We start from the raw sequence: 22,023 nt of genomic DNA, 5'->3' as shown, positions 1-22,023 counted from the left end.
GTACTGCACTTAAAAAAATGTGGCTTCATCCTAATATTACCTATCAAAAAAAAATACAGTGTGGTACGCTCCACACTGTAAGTATTATTCTTCATCATCATTGTCTGCTAAAAAGTCTGGGTCTAATGATTCCAGCTCTTCATCAGAAATGGATAAATCCCAATCTTCATCTTCGTATACTTTGCCTTTAGGGTCTACTTTTACACAAATTTTAGTATCTCCAATTACTTCAACAAGGAATTCCCGTTCAACATCTACTTTAATTTTGTTTCCCCTTGTATCAATTGTGCATTCTAAACAGTTTGGCTGTTGAATAACTTTTGCTACTACATCGCAATCATCACCTAATTGTTGTTTGTCACGAATAGAAAGTGATACAGTATCACAATACTCAACTCGCTCAGATACTACTTCTGTTTTCGTATTATCGTTGTATGCATACCAAACGTTTGCCTCGTAGCTTCCGTAAATTTCCACTGTATCCTTTTTTACTAATTTTGCATGATAGTTATGATTGATAATCCAGCAGCCTAAAATACTTGATGGTCTATGAGTTGGCGTAATAGTATTTGTTTCTTGAGTAAATTTTCTCCCTTTACCTATAACTGCCTTTGTAATTATTTCCCTGTATTGTTGATCAAGAAAAGACATTGAATGTTAACCTCCCTTTCATTTCAATCCATCTTATGCGAGATATTCACCTATAGTGCCTATTTATTTTTAAAAAGTTCACAGGCCATAGATTCTAATTCATACTATGCAAAAGCCTAGAGATGTGTACATAAAGGGAGAAGCATTATCAAAGGTTATATAGGAACAGCATACTTAAATACCGTTATTTTAGAAATTGATTGTAGTCTAACAAGAACAATTGCTTGAGTAATTTTCTGACTTTAGTTATGTAAATGATAATGGCTACATACAACAAGGCAAATAGGATTATTCTTAAGTCAATTTCCTTAAGCAAATATCAAAAAAACGATCATAGTTTATACCATGATCGTTTGATATCTGAATATTAGCAATGGTCACCTTTGCTCGAACCTGTTTTCCCTGCAAGGACATCGCCTTCTGTTGAACGTATCACTTCGTTGGTGATTTCTCTTGCAATCGTATTGGATACTAATTGCAGAAGATCATTAATAACAACTTGTGATTCTTTAAACTCCTGAACGACAGGAATCTCATCAATTTCTGCCTGAAGACGGTCGATTTCTTTTTCCACTCTTTGTAAAGCCTCTTCTTTGCCATAAGCTTGAAAGTTTACCGCTTGCTTCTGGAGGGCTTTTATCTTCTTAATCGTTGCTTGTATTTTATTATTTTCATTTAATTTCGCTTCTAGCTGCTTAAAACGGTCGATTTCTTCAATGTTTGCCATCATTTTTGCTAAATTATGTGCTTCAGCCATTACTTCAGATCTTGTATACTTTGCCATTTAATTCACCTCAACTACAGACTCAACCAACTCACCATCTAATGTCCAAGTTTTTGTATTTGTAATTCTCACTTCAACAATTTCTCCGATAATGGATTTTGGCCCTTTAAAATTGACTAGTTTATTTCTTTCCGTATATCCAGATAATACATCAGGATCTTTTTTACTTTCACCTTCAACTAATACCTTAACCGTTTGACCTTCATATTTTTTCATTGCATCAGCTGATTGTTTGTTAACAAGAGCGTTTAATCGCTGTAAGCGAGCCTTTTTCACTTCCATAGGAATATTATCTTCCCATTTTGCTGCAGGTGTACCTTCTCTTGGTGAATAAATAAACGTATAAGCACTCTCAAATCCAACTTCTTCTACTAGTGACATTGTTTCTTCGAATTGCTCATCCGTTTCGTTCGGGAAACCAACAATAATATCTGTCGTTAAAGTTGCATTAGGCATTGCTTTTCTAATTTTGTCAACAAGTTTCAGATAATCTTCTCTTGTATAACGTCGTGCCATAACACGCAGGACATCTGAACTTCCTGATTGTACTGGTAGATGAATATGATCTAGTAAATTACCACCCTGAGAAAGGACTTCAATTAATCGATCATCAAAGTCACGAGGATGGGAAGTTGTGAAGCGAACTCTTGGAATGTCAATTTCATGAATCTCATTCATTAAGTCACCTAAACCATAATCAATATTTAAATCTTTCCCATACGCATTAACATTCTGACCTAGTAATGTTATTTCTTTATACCCTTGAGCTGCTAAATGACGTACCTCCTGAATAATATCCTCTGGTCGCCTGCTTCTTTCTTTTCCACGAGTATATGGGACAATACAGTACGTACAGAATTTATCACAACCGTACATAATATTTACCCATGCTTTGATTTTACCATTACGTACTTTTGGTAAATTTTCAATGATGTCTCCTTCTTTTGACCACACTTCTACTACCATTTCTTTACCGAACATCGCTTCGTTAATCAGTTTCGGTAATCGATGAATATTATGGGTACCGAAAATTAAATCAATGAATGGGTGTTTTTTGAGAATACGATTAACGACAGACTCTTCTTGTGACATACAGCCACAAACACCGATGATCAGGTCCGGTTTTTCAAGTTTCAAAGGTTTTAAGTGACCAATTTCACCAAACACCTTATTTTCTGCATTTTCTCTGATAGCACATGTATTTAATAAAATAATATCTGCTTCGTTCGTTTCATTTGTTGATTCATATCCCATATTTGTCAGAATACCAGCCATAATTTCTGTATCATGTTCATTCATCTGGCATCCATATGTGCGAATGAGAAATTTTTTCCCTTTTCCGACCGCTTTCATCTCTAATGGAATATCGAAGTCGTAATGTATATCAACATCCTTCTTACGACGACTTCTCGCTTTTTTAAGGTTTGGTGGTTCATAAGTTGTTTCGAAATATTTAGAAATCAGTTCATCACTTGACAGTTTTTTTAAACGATCTAAATTTTGATTCGGTTCGGATTTTACGTCCGATGAATCTGCTCGTTTAATTTGCTGACTTTCTAATCTCTGTTTTTCGTTCATATTATGTCTCCTTTCTTACCCCTGATCAACTACCTCATCTATTATATTGGATAAGCCTTAGAATTACAAAGGCAAATCATTCTTAATCGGGGATTTTTTTAATAAAGTTATCCCAAGTAATTTTCTCTAAAATTAAGTCAGACAGCTTTCCTTCTAAGTATTTATAAAAAGACGGATAGTCAGAGATGGATGAAAGACCATGAACAAGATTATCACTTCCATCAAAATCTGATCCAAAAATTATATGTTCTTCTAAACCTGAGGCTAGTAGATAATAGATGTGTAAATATACATCTTGAAAAGTCGCCTGATTGGAACTAGTAACAAATTCCCGAACAAAATTAATTCCTATCAAACCATTTTTATTTATTAGAGCCTGAATTTGCTTGTCATCCAAATTGCGCGGATGTGGCACAATAGATTGAACATTCGCATGTGATACAATAGGGTAGTCAGCAATTTCCAATGCATCAAAAAACCCTTTATAAGAAGCATGAGCTAAATCAACCCATATTTTCTCGTCATTAGCTAACTGGATGATATCACGACCAAAATCTGATAAACCTGCTCCACGCTTTTCCATAATACCGTCAATGGCTAGATTGGGAACATTCCATGATAAACCGATCATACGAACACCTAAATGAAACAAAATCCGCAACTTAAATATATCATATCCGATTAAATCCAAGCCTTCTAATGTTAACATTGCTCCTCTTTCATTGCTTTTCAATGAAAAGATATCTTGCTTGTTCAAGATTAATTTCACATTAGAATATGGCTTAATGACATGTTCATAAAAGATGTCTATCATTTGCAAACCTGCAATAAATTTCGCTTCAGCAGGTACACTTGGTGGAATAAAAATAGCAAAACACTGCACTTTAACATTACTTTTCATCCACTTGGTATAATTCACTGCAAGTTCGGGATCATCATAAAAATCCAATTGCTGCTCCCAAATCTTCCATAATGCATCACAATTACAATCAATCAATCTATTACACCTCTTTCTTTCCATTTAAAAACCTGTTTGTCCTAAAACAAACAGGTTTAACTGAATAAGAATTATCTAGGTTCTACGATTAATTTAATAGCTGTACGTTCTTCATTATCGATCATGATATCAGTAAAAGCCGGAATACAAATGAGATCGTCTCCACTCGGAGCCACAAAACCACGTGCGATAGCAACTGCTTTTACTGCTTGGTTTAGTGCACCTGCACCAATTGCTTGAACTTCTGCTGAGCCACGTTCACGTACGACATTTGCAAGTGCGCCTGCTACTTTATTCGGATTTGATTTTGCTGAAACCTTTAATATGTCCATTCCTGGTACCTCCTTCAATTCCTATTGTTATCCCACTTTTACTATATTCTTGTACATGAAAGATATTCCTTTTTATTATGACTCATTACAGGCAAAAATTCAAATCTTATCATTACAGACCCTAATATTATCAACGGTTTTAAGAGAAGAACGGGTGGTCATCATTAATCTGAATTCGCTCTATTTTACTTGCCTTCCCTGTTGATGAATCAATATCAATAACAACCCCACTTAATTGCGTTCTGCCGTCTTTAGGAACTTCAAATCGAACAGGCAGTGCAGTAGTGAATTTTTTGAGCACCGCTTCCCGTTCCATGCCTAATATACCATCATAAGGTCCAGTCATACCGACATCACTAATGTAAGCAGTATGATTAGGCAAAATACGGTCATCGGCTGTTTGAACATGTGTATGTGTACCGACTACTGCACTGACTTTTCCATCCAGATACCATCCAAATGCTTGTTTTTCACTTGTCGCTTCGGCATGAAAGTCTACAAATATTATATTTGTTCTCTTTTTTGCTATTTCAATTAATTCATCAACTCTTTGAAATGGGTCATCAACAGGCTGCATAAATGTTCTGCCTAATAGATTAATGACTGCTATTTCTTTTCCGTTTGATTTTACGAAAACAATCTCAGTGCCTGGTGTACCAGCAGGTAAGTTACCAGGACGAACCATGTAAGGCGCGTTATCGATAAATTGAAATATATCCTTTTTATCCCACGTATGGTTTCCCATTGTGACAGCATTTGTGCCCCATTCGAGTAAATTTTTATATATTTTCTCTGTAATACCTTTACCACTCGCAGCGTTTTCGCCATTAACGATCGAAATATGCGGCTGATATTTAGTTTTCAGCTTCGGTAAATATTCCTGCACCATATCCCGACCAGGGGATCCAACAATATCTCCAATAAATAAAATTCTCATCTATAGCTTCCTTTCTCCATAAACAATCTGATAATAAATAAAGTGACCAAAAATGGCCACTTTATTTAGCATATTCAACAGATCTTGTTTCTCTTATTACTGTTACTTTTATATGACCCGGATAATCCAGTTCGTCTTCGATTCGTTTTCTTATATCTCTAGCAACTTTTGCTGCTTCAAGATCATCAATCTCGTCTGGTTTGACAATAATTCGAATTTCACGACCAGCTTGAATTGCAAATGACTTCTCTACACCTGCATAAGATTCAGAGATTTCCTCGAGTTTCTCTAAACGCTTAATATAGTTCTCAAGAGTTTCACTTCTTGCACCAGGTCTGGCTGCTGATAATGCATCAGCTGCGGCAACAATAACAGAAATAACGGATGTTGGCTCCTCATCACCATGGTGTGAGGCTATTGCATTAACGACAACATCATTTTCCTTGTATTTACTTGCAAGTTCTTTACCTATTTCCACATGGCTTCCTTCTACTTCATGGTCAATTGCTTTCCCGATATCATGCAGAAGGCCAGCACGTTTTGCAAGGGTTTGATCTTCGCCAAGCTCAGCAGCTAACAGGCCGGATAAATAGGCTACTTCCATGGAATGCTTTAATACATTTTGACCATAGCTTGTTCTGTACTTTAAACGTCCCAGAATTTTCACTAAATCCGGATGAAGACCGTGGACTCCCACTTCAAAAGTAGTCTGTTCACCGTAATCACGAATATATTCGTCCACTTCCCGTCTTGATTTATCTACCATTTCCTCAATTCTTGCTGGGTGGATACGGCCATCCTGTACTAATTTCTCTAAGGCAATTCTTGCAATTTCCCTCCGAATTGGATCGAAACCTGATAATATAACAGCTTCCGGAGTATCATCAATAATAAGATCAATACCAGTTAAAGTCTCAAGCGTGCGAATGTTTCTTCCTTCACGCCCGATTATTCGACCTTTCATCTCATCATTTGGAAGATTTACAACGGAAACAGTTGTTTCAGCAACATGATCTGCAGCACAACGTTGTAGGGCTAGAGAAAGAATGTTTTTCGCTTTCTTATCCGCCTCTTCTTTGGCTCTGTTTTCAGCTTCTTTAATAATTAGTGCAGTTTCATGAGTGACTTCTTCTTCCACACGTTGTAAAATAACTTGTTTTGCTTGGTCAGTCGTATAGCCAGATATCCGTTCTAATTCTGTCTGTTGCTCGCTTAACATTGCTCCAACTTTGCTTTCCATTTCTTCAATTTGTTGTTGTTTTTCTGTTAGCGAACTTTCTTTCTTCTCTAACATTAACTCACGCTTATCCAACGTTTGATCTTTTCGGTTAAGATTTTCTTCCTTTTGCATGAGACGACTTTCAAGCTTCTGAATTTCTAATCTTCTTTCACGAAGCTCTTGTTCAGCTTGTTGACGAATTTTATAGTTTTCATCTTTCGCTTCGAGTAACGCCTCTTTCTTCGCTACTTCCGCGTTTTTATGTCCTTCTTCAACAATTTGTTTTGCTAATTCCTCTGCACTCGAAATCTTCTTCTCCGCAATTTTCTTTCGAATCAGATAACCAACAACAATACCGACAAATGTAAGCAAAATGGAGATGATAATTGTAAACAATGAATCCATACTTTCACCTCCTCTTGCTATAAACTTGTACAAAATTTTCAGTCGGCATGTACAATGAATACTTTAATTTTAATTTAATGTATAACGATTTTTTAAATTATACATTATAATTTTAATCCTCTATTCTTGGGATGTCAAGGATTGTAGGATTTTATTCCATATCATCTAATAAAAAAAGCCAGATGCGGCTTAGTTAAGAGATTCGCCACACCTAGCTGGTCCTTATAAAATAGTATTAATCCTCCAATAATGAAGCTTGTTCTTCCGTCTCATCAACAGGAGCTTCTTCATCCAAACCATAATGTGAACGAATAGCAAGATAAATTTCATCCGCAATATGAGAATTTTCTTTTAAGAATTGCTTAGCATTCTCACGACCTTGTCCCAATCGCTCTTCATTATAGGAATACCAAGCACCACTTTTCATGACAATATCTAAATCTGAGGCAATATCAAGTATTTCACCTTGTCGTGAAATTCCTTCCCCATACATAATATCCACTTCTGCTTGTTTAAATGGTGGTGCCACTTTATTCTTTACCACTTTGATTCTTGTTCTGTTTCCTACCATATCATTGCCAATTTTCAATGTTTCAGCTCTTCGCACTTCCAGTCTGACAGATGAGTAGAATTTCAATGCCCGACCACCCGGAGTAGTTTCAGGATTACCGAACATAACACCTACTTTTTCACGGATCTGGTTAATAAAGATAGCTGTAGTTTTTGACTTATTAATAGCTCCAGATAATTTTCTTAATGCTTGTGACATAAGTCGAGCTTGAAGACCCACATGGGAATCACCCATTTCTCCTTCAATTTCCGCTTTCGGTACAAGTGCCGCAACAGAGTCAATTACAATCATATCAATTGCGCCACTGCGCACTAATGCTTCTGCTATTTCTAGTGCCTGCTCTCCGGTATCTGGCTGTGATAATAATAACTCATCAACATTAACACCTAGTTTTCTAGCATATACAGGATCAAGGGCATGCTCTGCATCAATAAAAGCAGCCTGTCCACCCGCTCGCTGTGCTTCTGCTATCGCGTGAAGAGAAACAGTAGTTTTACCAGAAGACTCTGGACCATAAATTTCTACAACTCGACCACGTGGATAACCACCTACACCTAAAGCAACATCCAACGTAACCGACCCACTGGAAACTGTGGCAATTCTCTGTTCCGCCTGCTCTCCCAGTTTCATGATCGATCCTTTACCAAATTGCTTCTCTATTTGTTTTAACGCCTGATCAAGGGCTTGTTTTCTATCACTCATTCGAAAATTCCTCCTTTTTAACTCTAATACTATTTTACAATGTTTTGATAGATTTAACAAGCAATAAACGAATAAATGTTCCCTTTTTTTCTGTGCTGATTTTCTTTAAAATCTGCTGCTCTTTCATGAAAAAAAAGTATTTTCAGCCTATTTAAAGCTTAAAAATACTTTTTTATTGTTTTCTTATTTTTTCAAAAGGTGGAACAGCAATTCATAAGCTTTCTTGACAGATCTCCTTCTTATGGTATCCCGGTCTCCGCTGAAATGTAACTTATATTGATGGACAGCCTGTTGATTAATGATTGTAATAAAGACTGTCCCTGCTTCTTTTCCTTCTTGTTTCGCCGGTCCAGCTACGCCTGTAAAGCTAATACCAATATCACTGTTATACAGGCTTTTTACTTGCTCAGCCATTGCCTCAGCGCATTCTTTGCTTACTGTACCATAATGCTTCATGATATGTTCTGGGATATGTAATACATCTGCTTTTGTTTCTGTTTGATAAACTACTGCTGCCCCTTTGAATATTGCAGAGCTACCTTCCATGTCAACAATAGATGAAGCGAATGCGCCTCCTGTTAAGCTCTCCGCACTTGAGATTGTCAAATGCTGGTTTTGAAGCAGTGCAAATACTTTTTGCTCAATTGTGTCATTATCATAACCATAGAGGTATTGGCCTGCTCGTTTGACAATCATAGATTCTGTCTCGTTGATAAGATTAATCGCAGCAGCTTTTGTATCCGCATTGGCTGACAGCCTTATGGCTACTTCTCCTTCTGAAGCGAGAGGTGCAATCGTTGGATTAGTCTGACAGGAGATTAAATCTTGCAGCTCATATTCCAGTTGTGATTCTCCAATCCCGATAAACCGCAGCATTCGGGAAAAAATTACATCACTTAAAGAATATTTATCTGCCAAAAAAGGCAGCATATGCTCTAGCATTAGTGATTTCATTTCACGCGGCACACCTGGCATAAATAAGTAAATTGTTTCCTCATATTCAACAGCTATCCCAGGGGCAATGCCAACAGAATTTTGAAAAACATGCGCTCCTTCAAATACATTAGCCTGTTTAAGATTGTTTAGTGTCATGGTACGATTTGTTTTTGCGAAATAATTTTCCATCTTTTGGATGGTGACTGGATCCTGGACAATCTCAAGTCCTGTCATAACCTGAAAAGCTTCTCTTGTTAAGTCATCCTCAGTAGGTCCAAGTCCTCCAGTAATAAAAATAATATCTGACCGGTTATGCGCCAACTGAAATACTTCTGTCAGCCGTTCCAAATTATCTCCCACAACACTGTGATAGTAAATCGGAATACCGCTATCTGCTAATTTCTCAGACATCCAGGCTGCATTAGTATTAGATATTTGACCTAATAGAAGTTCTGTACCAACAGAAATTATTTCGGCTTTTACTTGCTTTTTCATTTGGAATCCTCCATTACATGCCAGTTTTTAATAAAATATTCTATACCTGAAATGACTGTAATGACGAGGGCTGCATAAAGCAATATATCACCAGCAGGGATACCTATGCTGTTAAACGGAAAATTATGTAACAATAAAATGATGATAGCCAAAATCTGGATGACGGTTTTAAGCTTGCCCATTTGACCCGCAGCAAGTACAATTCCTTCCCCAGCGGCGACAAGTCTTAATCCCGTTACGGCAAATTCTCTGCTGATAATAACAATAACAACCCATGCAGGTGCCAATCCTAATTCGATCAACAAAATAAAAGCAGCCGATACTAATAACTTATCAGCCATTGGATCAAGAAATTTCCCTAAATTTGTTACTAGATTGTATTTTCTTGCATAATACCCATCTAACCAGTCCGTAGCTGAAGCAATAGCAAAAATAATTACAGCAATAAAATGAGCTAATGGTAAATCTGTTGCTCCAATGGAGATAGTTCCCCAATCAAAAGGGAATGAGAGTACTATTATGAAGATTGGTATCAACATAATTCTAGAGATAGTAATTTTATTTGGTATATTCATTTGTCAATCACCTCGTAAATAAATAATATTAATTATTTGTATAAAAACACCCTCTTTATTCTCTAAACAAAGAGGGTGAATCATGCTTTATTTTACAATATTAATCCACATTTCATGAGGATCTGAACTATTGCTGAGTTCTGCAGGTAATTCAATCGGTTTGTCATTAACTTTCATATTAATGGAATGTGGATTCCCGAATTTCACATAAACTTCGGTGAATTCCGTAATGTCTACTTCAATAGGCATGTTTTCTGTTGTTAATGTTTCGTATACGAATCGCTCACCATTTGCATTTTCTACATTCAGCCAGTTTTGACCTGTTGTTTCAAATGAAAGTGTTAATGTTTCTTCATTCGTTTCCAAAGAGTAGGTTAGGTCATTTCCTGTAAATTCGTCTAAAGTAATAGTGGTTTCTGTTTCAGGTTCAGTTTCCGTTTCTTCATTACCGTCTGTTACAGTCCCATTACTATTTGTCTCTTCCTCTGAATCCTGAGTTTGCTGGTCCTCACCTGCATTCTCTGGAGGCATCGATACCTCATCACCAGGACCTTCACTTGTTTGTTCAGTTGGTTGGTCTGCCGAATTATCATTCCCGTCAAATGGTCTCTGTTGGAATAACCAGACAACAACAACGATCCCTATAACGAGTAAAACGACAACAAGTGACGGCAGAAAAGAAAAGAAGGCAGGAGTTGTTGTCACTGCTTTATTTTTTTTACTGCTGTTTACACGTGAAAGAACCACTTTCTCTTCTTTATCGAACGGTAAGTCCTTTTCATATTCACTCATTAATGCATCAGCATCCAAATCCAATACTGTTGCATATTCTTTTATAAATGCACGGACATAGAAAGATCCTGGCATTACATTAAAATTTTCTTCTTCAATTGCATTTAAATAACGTGTTTGAATTTTTGTCTGTTTCTGAATATCATTCAGTGTGAGGTTTTTCGCTTCACGTTCTTGTTTCAGCCTTTCTCCAATTCCCATAAATAACACCATCCATCAATCTATTATCTTAAATTCGTTTTCTGAATTTAATCCCTTATTTTATAAAATTAAATGTGACACTTTATCACTATTCATCTAATTATGCTTGACGCAGTTATACAAAATTTACTGTTAATTTATCACATATGACAATCATATCTTAAATTGCTTCACATGAAAAGAGAAATACTATGAGAATTTAATTAAATTTAATATTTGTTTATATATGTACACGGTATAGAAAAAGCCCTAAAAACACAAAAACAAAGCTGTGTCATTTAGGGCTTATACCTTTACTTCTTCCTACTTAGATCCTTCATTCTGAACAAGTTTCACCATAATACTCGCAATAGCACGTTGCTCTTTATCATCAGCAGCGTTCCACAGATCACGAAGAATTCGTTCTTGGTCATTTTTAGCCTGAACTTCTGTTGATAAATAGTTACCAATATCATATGCTAATTCGGATATTGCTCTGTTGCTGATTCCATTACCCTGAGCTTCGTGTAATCTGTCGCCTAAAAAGTCTTTCCATGATTCAAAATTATCAATCACAGACATCTTCATACCTCCTTTTTTAGATACAACTATATTTTCCGTTAATTGAAAGAAAATATTCGTCAAAAAAAGAGGAATAATTACATTCTTATATCCAGCCGCCATTAACACGCAAAATTTCACCTGTTATATATTGAGCTCTCTTACTTATTAAAAAAGAAACAGCTTCAGCAATATCTTCTGGAAAACCGCTTTTTTGCAAGGAAATTTCTGACACTAAATCCATTCTCTCTGCATCTGTTAAATGTTGATTCATTTTCGTTTCAATATATCCAGGGCTTACACCATTTACACGTATCCCGCTTGGTCCCACTTCTTTAGATAATGCTTTTACAAACGAATTCTGGGCTCCTTTTACAGTAGAATACGCCACTTCATAACTTGCCCCGACTTCCCCCCATATGGATGTAATGAGAACAAATTGACCTTTTTTCCTTGAAATCATTGCTGGAAGAACATGCTGGGTCAGTTGCCAAACTGACTTTACATGTAAATGGAACAGACTGTCCATTTCCTCATTTGTCAGGTCTTGCATTAATCCATAAAGTGAAGACCCGCTCGCGAAAACAAGCTGATCAATATCATGGTGTAATTGAGATAAAAAGTCCTCTGTTCCTTCAGGTTGACTCAAATCCGCACAGATAATTCCAGTAATTTGCCTGCTGCCTATTTTATTTTTCAATTGTAGAACAGCATCTTCATTCTTGTTGTAATGCAAAATTAAATTATAACCGTCAGCCGCTAGTTTTAAGGCAATAGCCGCTCCAATTTCACCGCTGGCACCGACAATTAAGCAAGTATTCCCCAAGCCCATCACCTTTACTATTCTTCATTCTTTACAAAGCAAAATGAAATTCTTTCTTCATCAATCCATGAGGAAAGGAAGTTTTGTAAATCTTTGTAACTTAACTGTTCTAACCATTGAATGCTTTCAAATAAATCAATTCCTAATAGTTGATAATGAGTATACTGATTTGCGATAAACTCTAAAGAATTTAATGATCTAAGTAAATGACCAAGTTTTTTTCGTTTTATTCGCTCAAATGTAGATTGATCCAATTTAGTCTCATTTAATTGAAGTAACTCTTGTTTGATGGATTCAGCCAATTTCTCTGGCTCACTTGTATTTCCGCCGATAATGGAGAAGCCAAAGTCTTTGTCCAAGTGCGTCTCAGCACTGAAAGATTGATCTATCAGACCCTCTTCATAAAGTTTTTCATAACTGGCACCACTTCTGGAAAACAATGCATCCATCACTATATCCATTAAATATTCTTTTTCCATAAAAGCTTTAGGATCTTCTGGAATATCAACTTCTTTTACACCAACCAGTGCTTTAGGAACGTTTACAGGCATGGTAACATTTAATTGTTTCTGGGCTACATTTGCCGGTTCATTAGGGAACTTCCTTGTAATAGGTTCCGGGGTCTCAAATGTTTTTCCAGCTTGATTTGTTTTAATCATTTCCATTGTTTCATTCACATCTATGTTCCCTGCAACAAATAGCACCATATTACTTGGATGATAGAATGTGTGGTAACATGTATACAAATCATCTTTAGTAATATGACTGATTGATTCAACTGTTCCAGCAATATCAATATGGACGGGATGATGCTGATACATGCTTTTGATTGTACCAAAAAATGCACGCCAATCTGGCTGGTCATCATACATTTTAATTTCCTGCCCGATAATACCTTTTTCTTTTTCTACTGATTGTTCAGAAAAATATGGGTCCTGGACAAAATCAATCAGGATTTTCAAATTATCCATAATCCGGGATGTTGCTGAAAATAAATAGGCAGTCTTTGTAAAAGAAGTAAATGCGTTTGCTGAAGCACCAAGCTTCGAGAAATCATGGAAAACGTCTCGATCTTCCTTCTCGAATAATTTATGTTCAAGAAAATGGGCAATTCCATCAGGCACTGTAATGAAATCTTCCTTACCTAAAGGTACAAAGCTTTGATCAATGGATCCATAATTTGTTGTAAAGATTGCAAATGTTTTGGCCATTTCCTGTTTCGGCAGGATAAACACTCGTAATCCATTGGAAAGTGTTTCTGTATATATTTTCTCATTAATTTGGTCATAATATAATTCTTTCATTTTCCTATACCTCCTCACTTGTCAGTAAATAAATCATGTCCAGTTTTATTTTTTGTGCTACTTTCACTATTTCTTCTTTTTCTACCTGTTTCACTTCTTTTAGCAGTTGTTCAGGTGATTTATCGGATTTAGCTAATATACGCTGATAATTCAATTCGATCATACCTTGCGGGTTATCAAGGGTTTCTTTTAATTGATTGATTGTCATCTCTTTTGTTTCCGTTACTTGTTGATCTGTAAATTCCCCTGCTACCATCTGTTCCATTTGCTCTAATATAATTTGCCTTGCTTTCTCATATTGTTCTGGTGCTATTCCGCTAAACACAAACAATAATCCTTTATGGCTCTCAATCCTCGAGGCAGCATAATAAGCTAAACTGTGCTTCTCTCTTACATTCATAAATAATTTGGAACTTGGGAAACCTCCAAATAATCCATTAAATACATGAAGTGCGGCATAATCACTATCATCATAAGTGATATTAGTCCGGTAACCAAAATGAAGTTTTGCTTGTTGAATTTTATCCTTCTCAATTAAAGTTGCTGCTTGTTTTTCTTTTGTTGTATGTTTCGTTTTTTCTATAGCTGTTTGCTCATTTCGAGCAATAATAGTATCTATTTGACTTTCCAACGGTGTATTTTCGATATCTCCAACAACAAAAATATCTAAATGGTCATCTTGTAACAGTTGCTGGTAATATTCATACAGCTGAACGGCTGAAATAGAAGCTATGTCTTCTTCATAACCATGGACTCTTAATTGATACGCTTCATCAGCACACATTTCTTCAATCATTCTTGTATTGGCAAGATTCATTTTATCTTCTTTTAATGCATCTATTTTATTTTTCAGTGTTTTCTTTTCTCGTTCTAAGATTTTCGGATCAAACCCGCCATCAACTGTTTTTGGTGAATAGATAACCTCTTGTAATAAGGCCAGACCATCTTCAATTAGTGAATCCTGGTTAGCTAAATAACGGTCGTTTGCTAATTCTAACCGGATTGTTGTAATATTTTTTTCACCCTTCTTACTGCTATCAATATGTAAAATAGCACCATATAGCTCATCCAGTTTTTGTCGTAACTTAGTTGCTGTCGGATAGTTTGTTGTCCCTTGTTGTAAGACATATGGCAAGAGCGCCCTATTTGTTACTGTTTCTCTGCTTAGATTTGTCGTAAACTTAAATGAGAAGTTGATTGTTTTAAACTTTTTCGTATGCAGCAAATGCAAATCATAACCTTGTTTTTGAATAAGCTTTTCCATCACCATGCTCCTTTTTACTTGTTCTATTAAAATAACTTATCTTATTGTATCATCTTATCATGTATATTATGCTCAAGCGACGAATACAACTTACAAAAAAAGAAAAGGACAGAGTGCCATATGCTGAGTAGGAGCTATCGCCCAGTAGATCGTTATACAAATGTGCGGTGACGCCATTCATTATTTATTGGGTGAAAGTTTTATAATTAAAAATTGCCAAATAAAAACCCCAAAGGTTAGTTTAAACATCAAACCTTTGGGGTTTTATATAATGGGACCATCTTTACATTCTTTTTCTCAAAACATAAAAGCTAAAAACATCGGCACGAAAAAAATTAGCTGAATATAAGACAGGTTCATTGTCTTTCGTGTAATGCATTTGCCTTAGCAGCAATAATGCCTGGTCTGGTTCGCAATGGAGTAAAGGAGAAATTCTTTCATGATAACCAATTGGTTCAATATAGGCAACAGCATAGTCAATTTCTTTCTTTGCATATGATTTAATAGCTGCAAATATTGATTCCTGTGAGTGAATTAATTCAATAGGCAATAATCGTTGATCAACCCGGTCAATGCAATAGACAACTGGATCTCCGTCAGCAGTTCTTATTCTTTCTATTTGGGCAAATTTATCAATTTCCAATGGAGCAAATCTTTTTCTGTCTTCATCTGTTGGTTCTGTTAAATCTGCTGAAATGTATTGGACTCCTGGTTTTTTACCTGATTGTTTAATCATTTCTGTAACACTGCCAAGCTGTTCAATACCTGAAGAAAATATTGGTTTGGCATTGACAAAGTTTCCAACACCTGGCCGGCGAACAATGAAATTATCTCTTTCTAAAATGGTAATTGCTTCTTGTACTTCTTTTTTGGTTACACCAAAAGTTTGAGCCAATTCATATTCTGTAGGTAATTTTTCTTTTTCTTTGTAATAGCCTTCTTCTATTAATGATTTGATTTGATTCAAAACAAACCTGGATGACCCATTATTTGTATTAGACAGCATAGCTTCCCCCAACCATTTCTAATCCAATTAAATTTTATTATTACAAACAAATATAACATTTTTAATTGGATTAATAAAGAAAAAACTAGTTAAAACGACATGATTCTTAATATTTAAAACTAGTCTGCAGACTGTTGAGAAGTTTCTGTATTACTTTGTAAAACAGTTCTTGGTTTGGAACCTTCATATGGACCGACTATTCCTCTTTGCTCCATCGCATCAATTAATCTGGCAGCTCGTGTATATCCCACACGAAATCTTCTTTGCAACATTGAGACACTAGCACTTTGCATTTCTAAAACAAGTGCCACAGCTTCAGGATACAACTCATCATCCACTTCCTCTGTTACTTCATTTTCTTCTTCTGGAATCATCTCCTCTTGGTATTGCGCTTTTTGTTGTTCTATACAATGATCGACAACACGCTCTACTTCATCATCTGATAAAAATGCTCCCTGAATTCTTAATGGTTTCGACAAACCAACAGGTATAAACAGCATATCCCCTCTACCTAACAACTTCTCAGCACCGCCTGAATCTAAAATTGTTCTGGAATCTGTTTGTGAAGACACACTAAAGGCTATTCTTGAAGGAATATTTGCCTTAATGACCCCTGTTATAACATCCACTGAAGGTCTTTGTGTGGCAATAACTAAATGAATTCCTGCTGCCCTTGCCATTTGTGCTAATCTAGTAATCGCATCTTCCACATCATTTGATGCAACCATCATTAAATCAGCTAATTCGTCTACAATTACCACAATATAAGGAAGGAGTGGCTGCTGATCCTCATTTTCTTTATTGTGTCTGGAAATATATTCATTGTAACCTTCCATATTTCTTGTACCAGTATCAGAAAATAAATCATATCTTCTTTCCATTTCCGCAACAATTTTCTTTAATGCGCGGGACGCTTTCTTCGGATCTGTAACAACTGGTGAAAGAAGATGCGGGATTCCATTGTAGACATTTAACTCCACTTTTTTCGGATCAATCATCATCATTTTGACTTCGTGCGGTTTAGCATACATTAATATACTTGTTATGATTCCATTAATGCATACACTTTTTCCGCTTCCTGTAGCACCAGCTACAAGAAGATGGGGCATTTTATTAAGCTCGGCCACTACAGCTTCTCCGGAAATATCTTTGCCAAGAGCAAAAGCAAGTTTATTTTGTGATAATTGCTTCTTTGATTCTAATACTTCTCGTAATGTCACCATTGCTGTTTCTTCATTTGGCACTTCAATACCTACAGCTGATTTCCCCGGAATGGGGGCCTCAATCCTGATATCTTTTGCCGCCAATGCTAAAGCTAGGTCGTCATGCAAGTTGACAATCTTACTTACTTTCACACCTGCTTCCGGATATACTTCATATTTCGTTACAGAAGGACCAACATGGACTTTTGTCACCCTTGCTTTTACACCAAAACTTTGAAAAGTTTTCTCTAATTTCCGCACAACCCTTTGAATATAAGACTTCTCTTGTTGTTTACCCTGATGTTTTGGCGCTTCCAATATCTGTATCGGTGGTAATTGGTAATCTTCATTTTCAAAGTTTGAAATAGTAAGAGGTTTTTCAACTGCTGGTTCCTCTTCAGCCACTACTTCTTTTTCCTTTTTTACATCTTCTCCATGCGAAGATTGCTCTTCTTCGATCACGTAAGAGGTTTCTTCCTGAGGCTGATCTTCTAAGTTACTGCTGTTTGCATAAGCAATGGCTGGATATGTTTCCAACTCTGCATCTGTATTTTCTTCCACATTTGCTTTTTCCCGTTTCTCTTGTTTTTTGGCATGGATATTCTTTTTCCAGTCTTCCCATTTGTTTAGTCCGCCTGCCCGAATCTTTTTTGATAACTTAATCAATAAATCACCAATTGATATATTGACAAACAAAATAATCCCTATAATGATTAAGAAAAATGCCACGATTTTGGCCCCGATATTAGAGAATAAAAAGAACGAAACGGCAAATAATAAACTGCCAATTAATCCTCCACCTAGATAATAAGCAGTTTTTTCACCACTGGCGAAATCAAAAAAGCTCGTAAAGGTTGCCCCGGTAATAGATGGGTAGTTTTCAGGCGATGAGTATACCCCCTCAAACAATTGAATATGGGTCATTAATAATAATCCAGCAAAAATAATATAAGTACTATACCAGCGTCTTGTTGTAATTGTCGGCCATTTTCGCTTTATCATAAGATATACACCGGTAAAAAGCAGCAGACCAGAAGCAACAAAATACCAGTTTCCTAGAAAAAACCGGAAAAAATTTGCTAATAGTTTTGATATAGCGCCATTTTGAATGATGGTAGCACCACTCCCAAAAATCGCCAGGAAAATAAAGAGCAGCCCAATCAATTCGATTTTTATATTATTTTTTAATTTTTGCTTTTTTCTCGACTTTTTTTTTCGAGCCAATTCCTTCACTCCTAAAACAAGATTAATAGAAAGTCTTTATGTAGTTTTTGCATGCTTAGATTTATGATCTTACGCTGTTTTCCATAAGCATTCAATATTTATGTCCAATAAAAAATTCGCTCATCGCCATAAATTTATGGCGAGAGCTGAAATTTTTCAATTATTAATAAATTGGCAGAACTTCTAGACTAAATTTATTATACCACATAAAGTGAGACTTTGATCAGTGGGGGTTTTTCTGTCTCCCACTGATCATTAGCGAACTTACCAGGATGCTTCGCGTCTTTAGCGCTGTGATAAAGCGAACGGAGAACGAACATTCTATTTCTAAGAAATAGTGTTGTTACATTTTTATAATGGTGCCAGGTAAATAATCATCTATAAGAAAATCATTTGGGTTTGTTGAAAGCAGTTGCGCAATTCGCCAATCACCATTTTCGGTTTTCTCCACAATGCCTTGCTTATTATTATAGGTAACATGTTGATAATTCTCCCAAGCTTCTTGACTTTCCGGTAAGATATCATGATTCGATAATGGAGTATAAAACATTATTGAATCAGCTCCTCAGATGTTTTCGTCTGATCAATAAACTCGTTTAATTTAGCCATTGCTCCGCTAATACCGCCAACTTCATTAATCAGTCCATATTGTACTGCATCCTGGCCAACTACATTTGTTCCAATATCTCTTGTCAGGTTGCCTTTTTCAAACATAAGTTCTTTAAATTTTTCTTCTTTAATATTCGAATGGCTTGTCACAAAATGAATGACTCGTTCCTGCATTTTGTCAATATATTCAAATGTTTGAGGCACACCAATAACCAAGCCAGTTAATCTGACAGGATGGATAGTCATTGTTGCAGATGGTGCAATAAATGAATAATCTGTTGCCACAGCAATTGGAACTCCAATGGAATGTCCTCCCCCTAATACAATCGACACTGTCGGCTTTGACAGCGATGCTATCATTTCAGCAAGGGCCAGACCTGCTTCCACATCACCACCAACAGTATTAAGGACAACGACCAACCCTTCTATCTTAGGGTTCTGCTCGACAGCAATAATTTGTGGAATCAGATGTTCATATTTTGTTGTTTTATTTTGGGGAGGCAGTTGAATATGACCTTCTACTTGTCCAATGATAGACAGCACATGAATATTAGAATCTGGTGCCTGAGGGACATTCGCCTGACCTAATTGCTGAATTTTTTCCACTAAAGAAGAGGATGTTGTATCTTTTTCTTTTGTTTCTTGTTTATTTGAATTCATAATAAAAACCCCTTTCACCTCACTATTTCTAGTATGGTCAAGGGGAATTGTTTCATACACATCAATCCTGGTTAAAATTCTCTAACACACGATATAAATTCTGCTCTTCGAATGGAGATAATGGAACTAATGGTAATCTTACATTGCCGGTATCTATATGTTTGTACTTAAGTGCTGCTTTCACAGGTGATGGAGAAGGAGCCATGAACAATGTTCTCATAATTGGTAACAATTGGCGATGAAGCTGTGCAGCTTCTTTCACTTTACCTTCTTCAAAAAGACTCATCATTTCTTTCATTTCTTTCCCGATTACGTGGGAAGAGACTGATACAACTCCAGATCCGCCAATTGACTGTATTGGTAATGTCATACTGTCATCACCGCTGTAAACAGTAAAGCTATTATCTGTTTGATCAATAATGCTGGCAATCGCATCTAAATCGCCAGTAGAGTCCTTTAATGAAACAATATTTTCTATTTGTGACAATGCAACAACTGTTTCCACATTTAATTTCACAACCGCGCGAGACGGTATGTTATAAAGCATCACAGGTAAACTTGTTTCATCTGCAATTGCTTTATAATGGTGAAAGAGGCCATCCTGGTTCGGTTTATTATAATATGGAGTAACGAGCAAAACTGCATCTGCCCCGAGCTTTTCAGCTTCTTTGGTCAGCTCGATTGATGCACTTGTATTATTACTGCCAGTACCTGCTATAATGGGAACCCTCTTATTCACAATTTTAATTACATGTTCAAATAGGGTTAATTTCTCATTTAATGATAATGTTGGTGATTCCCCGGTTGTTCCCGCTACTACGAGCCCTTCTGTACCGTTTCTAAGTAAATATTCAATTAACTCTGTTGTTTTTTCTAAATCCACTTGATTATTTTGGTCAAATGGTGTAACCATGGCAGTAAGCAAACGGCCAAAATCCATGTTACAATCAGCTCCTTTCCGAACAACTTATGATGATCATTGTTTATCCCAATTCTATTAACTATTCTCTAATTGAAATGCTAAGTGTAATGCGTTGACTGCTGTTTGCAAGTGTTCACTCTTTATTAATACCCAGATGGTCCGGTGACTGTCCGCTGATTGATAAATAGGAATATTATGACTCGACAATGTTTGAACAATCTTAGATGTAGCCCCTGGAATTCCTGACATTCCCGCACCAACTAAAGATATCTTAGCACAATTTTGATTTAAAATTGGTGTAATGTTCAGATTGTTTAATACTTGAAGTGCTTTTTCTTCATACTTATCTAAAATGGTATACATCATACCGCCTGGTGATATGTTAATAAAATCAACTGAGATTCCGGCTTCTGCCATTGCTTTAAAAACATCCACTTGGATTAGTTCTGATTCCATTTTATTATCTATTTTTATTTGAGTTAAATGATCAACATAAGCAATCCCTGTGACGAGACGGTCTATTACTGTGTTCGATTGTTTATCCCCATCAAGAGAAGTAATCAATGTTCCTGGGTCCTGTTCATGTGTGGAACGAACTCTTATTGGTATATTTGCTTTCATAGCAATTTCCACTGCTCGTGGATGGATGACTTTCGCTCCCTGGTATGCAAGATTACACACTTCGGTATAGCTAATCTGTTCAAGTTTTCTTGCTGTTGATACCATTCTTGGATCTGCTGTCATTATTCCATTTACATCTGTAAAAATATCGACATATTCTGCCCCTGTTGCGGCAGCCAAAGCAGTGGCAGAGGTATCGCTGCCGCCTCTGCCAATGGTTGTTACTTCATAATGATCATTTCTTCCCTGAAAGCCTGCAACTACCACTACTTGATATTCATATAATAAAGAAGAAACAAGTTCTGTATCCATTGTCTTAATTTGAGCATTGGTAAATTCACTTGTTGTTATAATTCCCGCTTGAGCGCCGGTAATGGCAATTGATTCAATATTTTGGTGCAAGAGTTCATTAGAAAATACTACTGCAGAAATTGTCTCTCCACAGGATATTAATAAATCTTTCTCCTTTGCTGACAGCATTGTTGTATTCTCTCCGACAAGCTGTAATAGCGAATCTGTTGCATAAGGTTCAGGGTATCGCCCCATTGCAGAAACAACAACAATCACTTTAAATCCTTCATTTAAAGCATTTTTCACATGCTCTATTGCCTTTTGCCGTATTTTTTCATCTCTTACAGAAGTTCCACCAAATTTTTGAACCAATACCTTCATA

General features: G+C 36.2%; 21 protein-coding genes. All 21 read right to left on the bottom strand.

Annotated elements, in window-relative coordinates:
- Window positions 1-84 precede the first annotated feature (84 nt).
- The 21 genes from F9U64_RS04065 to dapG all read right to left on the bottom strand — a co-directional run bounded on the left by F9U64_RS04065 (window position 85) and on the right by dapG (window position 22,022).
- Window positions 85-651 (bottom strand): outer spore coat protein CotE, encoded by a 567-nt coding sequence (locus tag F9U64_RS04065; protein WP_153401738.1) that lies wholly within the window; start codon window positions 649-651, stop codon window positions 85-87.
- 367 nt (window positions 652-1,018) lie between these two features.
- On the bottom strand, window positions 1,019-1,435 hold the full coding sequence (locus F9U64_RS04060; protein WP_153401737.1) for a YlbF/YmcA family competence regulator: 417 nt from the start codon (window positions 1,433-1,435) through the stop codon (window positions 1,019-1,021).
- Window positions 1,436-3,013 (bottom strand): tRNA (N6-isopentenyl adenosine(37)-C2)-methylthiotransferase MiaB, encoded by a 1,578-nt coding sequence (gene miaB, locus F9U64_RS04055; RefSeq protein WP_153401736.1) that lies wholly within the window; start codon window positions 3,011-3,013, stop codon window positions 1,436-1,438.
- Window positions 3,014-3,095: 82 nt separating this feature from the next.
- The gene (locus F9U64_RS04050) at window positions 3,096-4,010 is read right to left on the bottom strand and encodes a dipeptidase (protein ID WP_228275578.1); all 915 of its coding nucleotides are present in this window, start codon (window positions 4,008-4,010) and stop codon (window positions 3,096-3,098) included.
- Between the two features lie 71 nt (window positions 4,011-4,081).
- Window positions 4,082-4,342, bottom strand: coding sequence for a stage V sporulation protein S (locus F9U64_RS04045; protein ID WP_089738033.1), 261 nt, complete (start codon window positions 4,340-4,342; stop codon window positions 4,082-4,084).
- A gap of 139 nt (window positions 4,343-4,481) precedes the next feature.
- Window positions 4,482-5,279 carry a TIGR00282 family metallophosphoesterase gene (locus F9U64_RS04040; RefSeq protein WP_153401734.1) on the bottom strand — a complete coding sequence of 266 codons (798 nt, stop codon included), beginning with the start codon at window positions 5,277-5,279 and terminating at the stop codon, window positions 4,482-4,484.
- Between the two features lie 61 nt (window positions 5,280-5,340).
- Entirely contained in the window at window positions 5,341-6,903 is a 1,563-nt protein-coding gene (gene rny, locus F9U64_RS04035; RefSeq protein ID WP_153401733.1) for a ribonuclease Y, read from the bottom strand.
- Between the two features lie 235 nt (window positions 6,904-7,138).
- Window positions 7,139-8,176, bottom strand: a complete 1,038-nt coding sequence (recA, locus tag F9U64_RS04030) for a recombinase RecA (RefSeq protein ID WP_153401732.1) — start codon at window positions 8,174-8,176, stop codon at window positions 7,139-7,141.
- 183 nt (window positions 8,177-8,359) lie between these two features.
- Complete coding sequence (locus F9U64_RS04025; RefSeq protein WP_153401731.1) at window positions 8,360-9,607, bottom strand: competence/damage-inducible protein A; 1,248 nt, start codon at window positions 9,605-9,607, stop codon at window positions 8,360-8,362.
- On the bottom strand, window positions 9,604-10,182 hold the full coding sequence (pgsA, locus tag F9U64_RS04020; protein ID WP_153401730.1) for a CDP-diacylglycerol--glycerol-3-phosphate 3-phosphatidyltransferase: 579 nt from the start codon (window positions 10,180-10,182) through the stop codon (window positions 9,604-9,606). Before pgsA ends, F9U64_RS04025 begins: the two co-directional genes overlap by 4 nt.
- Window positions 10,183-10,269: 87 nt before the next feature.
- On the bottom strand, window positions 10,270-11,175 hold the full coding sequence (locus F9U64_RS04015) for a helix-turn-helix domain-containing protein (protein WP_153401729.1): 906 nt from the start codon (window positions 11,173-11,175) through the stop codon (window positions 10,270-10,272).
- Window positions 11,176-11,478: 303 nt separating this feature from the next.
- The gene (locus F9U64_RS04010) at window positions 11,479-11,736 is read right to left on the bottom strand and encodes a DUF3243 domain-containing protein (protein WP_153401728.1); all 258 of its coding nucleotides are present in this window, start codon (window positions 11,734-11,736) and stop codon (window positions 11,479-11,481) included.
- Between the two features lie 85 nt (window positions 11,737-11,821).
- Window positions 11,822-12,547, bottom strand: a complete 726-nt coding sequence (gene ymfI, locus F9U64_RS04005) for an elongation factor P 5-aminopentanone reductase (protein WP_153401963.1) — start codon at window positions 12,545-12,547, stop codon at window positions 11,822-11,824.
- Window positions 12,548-12,555: 8 nt separating this feature from the next.
- A complete protein-coding gene (gene yfmH / locus F9U64_RS04000) occupies window positions 12,556-13,842 on the bottom strand; it encodes an EF-P 5-aminopentanol modification-associated protein YfmH (RefSeq protein ID WP_153401727.1) in 1,287 nt (428 codons plus the stop codon).
- A 4-nt stretch (window positions 13,843-13,846) separates the two neighbouring features.
- The gene (gene yfmF, locus F9U64_RS03995) at window positions 13,847-15,106 is read right to left on the bottom strand and encodes an EF-P 5-aminopentanol modification-associated protein YfmF (RefSeq protein ID WP_323125817.1); all 1,260 of its coding nucleotides are present in this window, start codon (window positions 15,104-15,106) and stop codon (window positions 13,847-13,849) included.
- 283 nt (window positions 15,107-15,389) lie between these two features.
- Window positions 15,390-16,112 (bottom strand): GntR family transcriptional regulator, encoded by a 723-nt coding sequence (locus tag F9U64_RS03990; protein WP_153401725.1) that lies wholly within the window; start codon window positions 16,110-16,112, stop codon window positions 15,390-15,392.
- A 119-nt stretch (window positions 16,113-16,231) separates the two neighbouring features.
- Complete coding sequence (locus tag F9U64_RS03985; protein WP_153401724.1) at window positions 16,232-18,538, bottom strand: DNA translocase FtsK; 2,307 nt, start codon at window positions 18,536-18,538, stop codon at window positions 16,232-16,234.
- A gap of 343 nt (window positions 18,539-18,881) precedes the next feature.
- Window positions 18,882-19,088 carry a YlzJ-like family protein gene (locus F9U64_RS03980; protein WP_153401723.1) on the bottom strand — a complete coding sequence of 69 codons (207 nt, stop codon included), beginning with the start codon at window positions 19,086-19,088 and terminating at the stop codon, window positions 18,882-18,884.
- A complete protein-coding gene (locus F9U64_RS03975; protein ID WP_153401722.1) occupies window positions 19,088-19,807 on the bottom strand; it encodes a ClpP family protease in 720 nt (239 codons plus the stop codon). The genes F9U64_RS03980 and F9U64_RS03975 overlap by 1 nt, the downstream gene beginning before the upstream one ends.
- Window positions 19,808-19,868: 61 nt before the next feature.
- A complete protein-coding gene (gene dapA / locus F9U64_RS03970) occupies window positions 19,869-20,747 on the bottom strand; it encodes a 4-hydroxy-tetrahydrodipicolinate synthase (protein ID WP_153401721.1) in 879 nt (292 codons plus the stop codon).
- A gap of 57 nt (window positions 20,748-20,804) precedes the next feature.
- Window positions 20,805-22,022 (bottom strand): aspartate kinase, encoded by a 1,218-nt coding sequence (dapG, locus tag F9U64_RS03965; RefSeq protein WP_153401720.1) that lies wholly within the window; start codon window positions 22,020-22,022, stop codon window positions 20,805-20,807.
- Window position 22,023 lies beyond the last annotated feature (1 nt).

It is taken from the genome of Gracilibacillus oryzae, from assembly GCF_009498735.1.
Taxonomy (GTDB): domain Bacteria; phylum Bacillota; class Bacilli; order Bacillales; family Amphibacillaceae; genus Gracilibacillus; species Gracilibacillus oryzae.
This window is presented reverse-complemented; position numbering and strand designations above follow the sequence as displayed.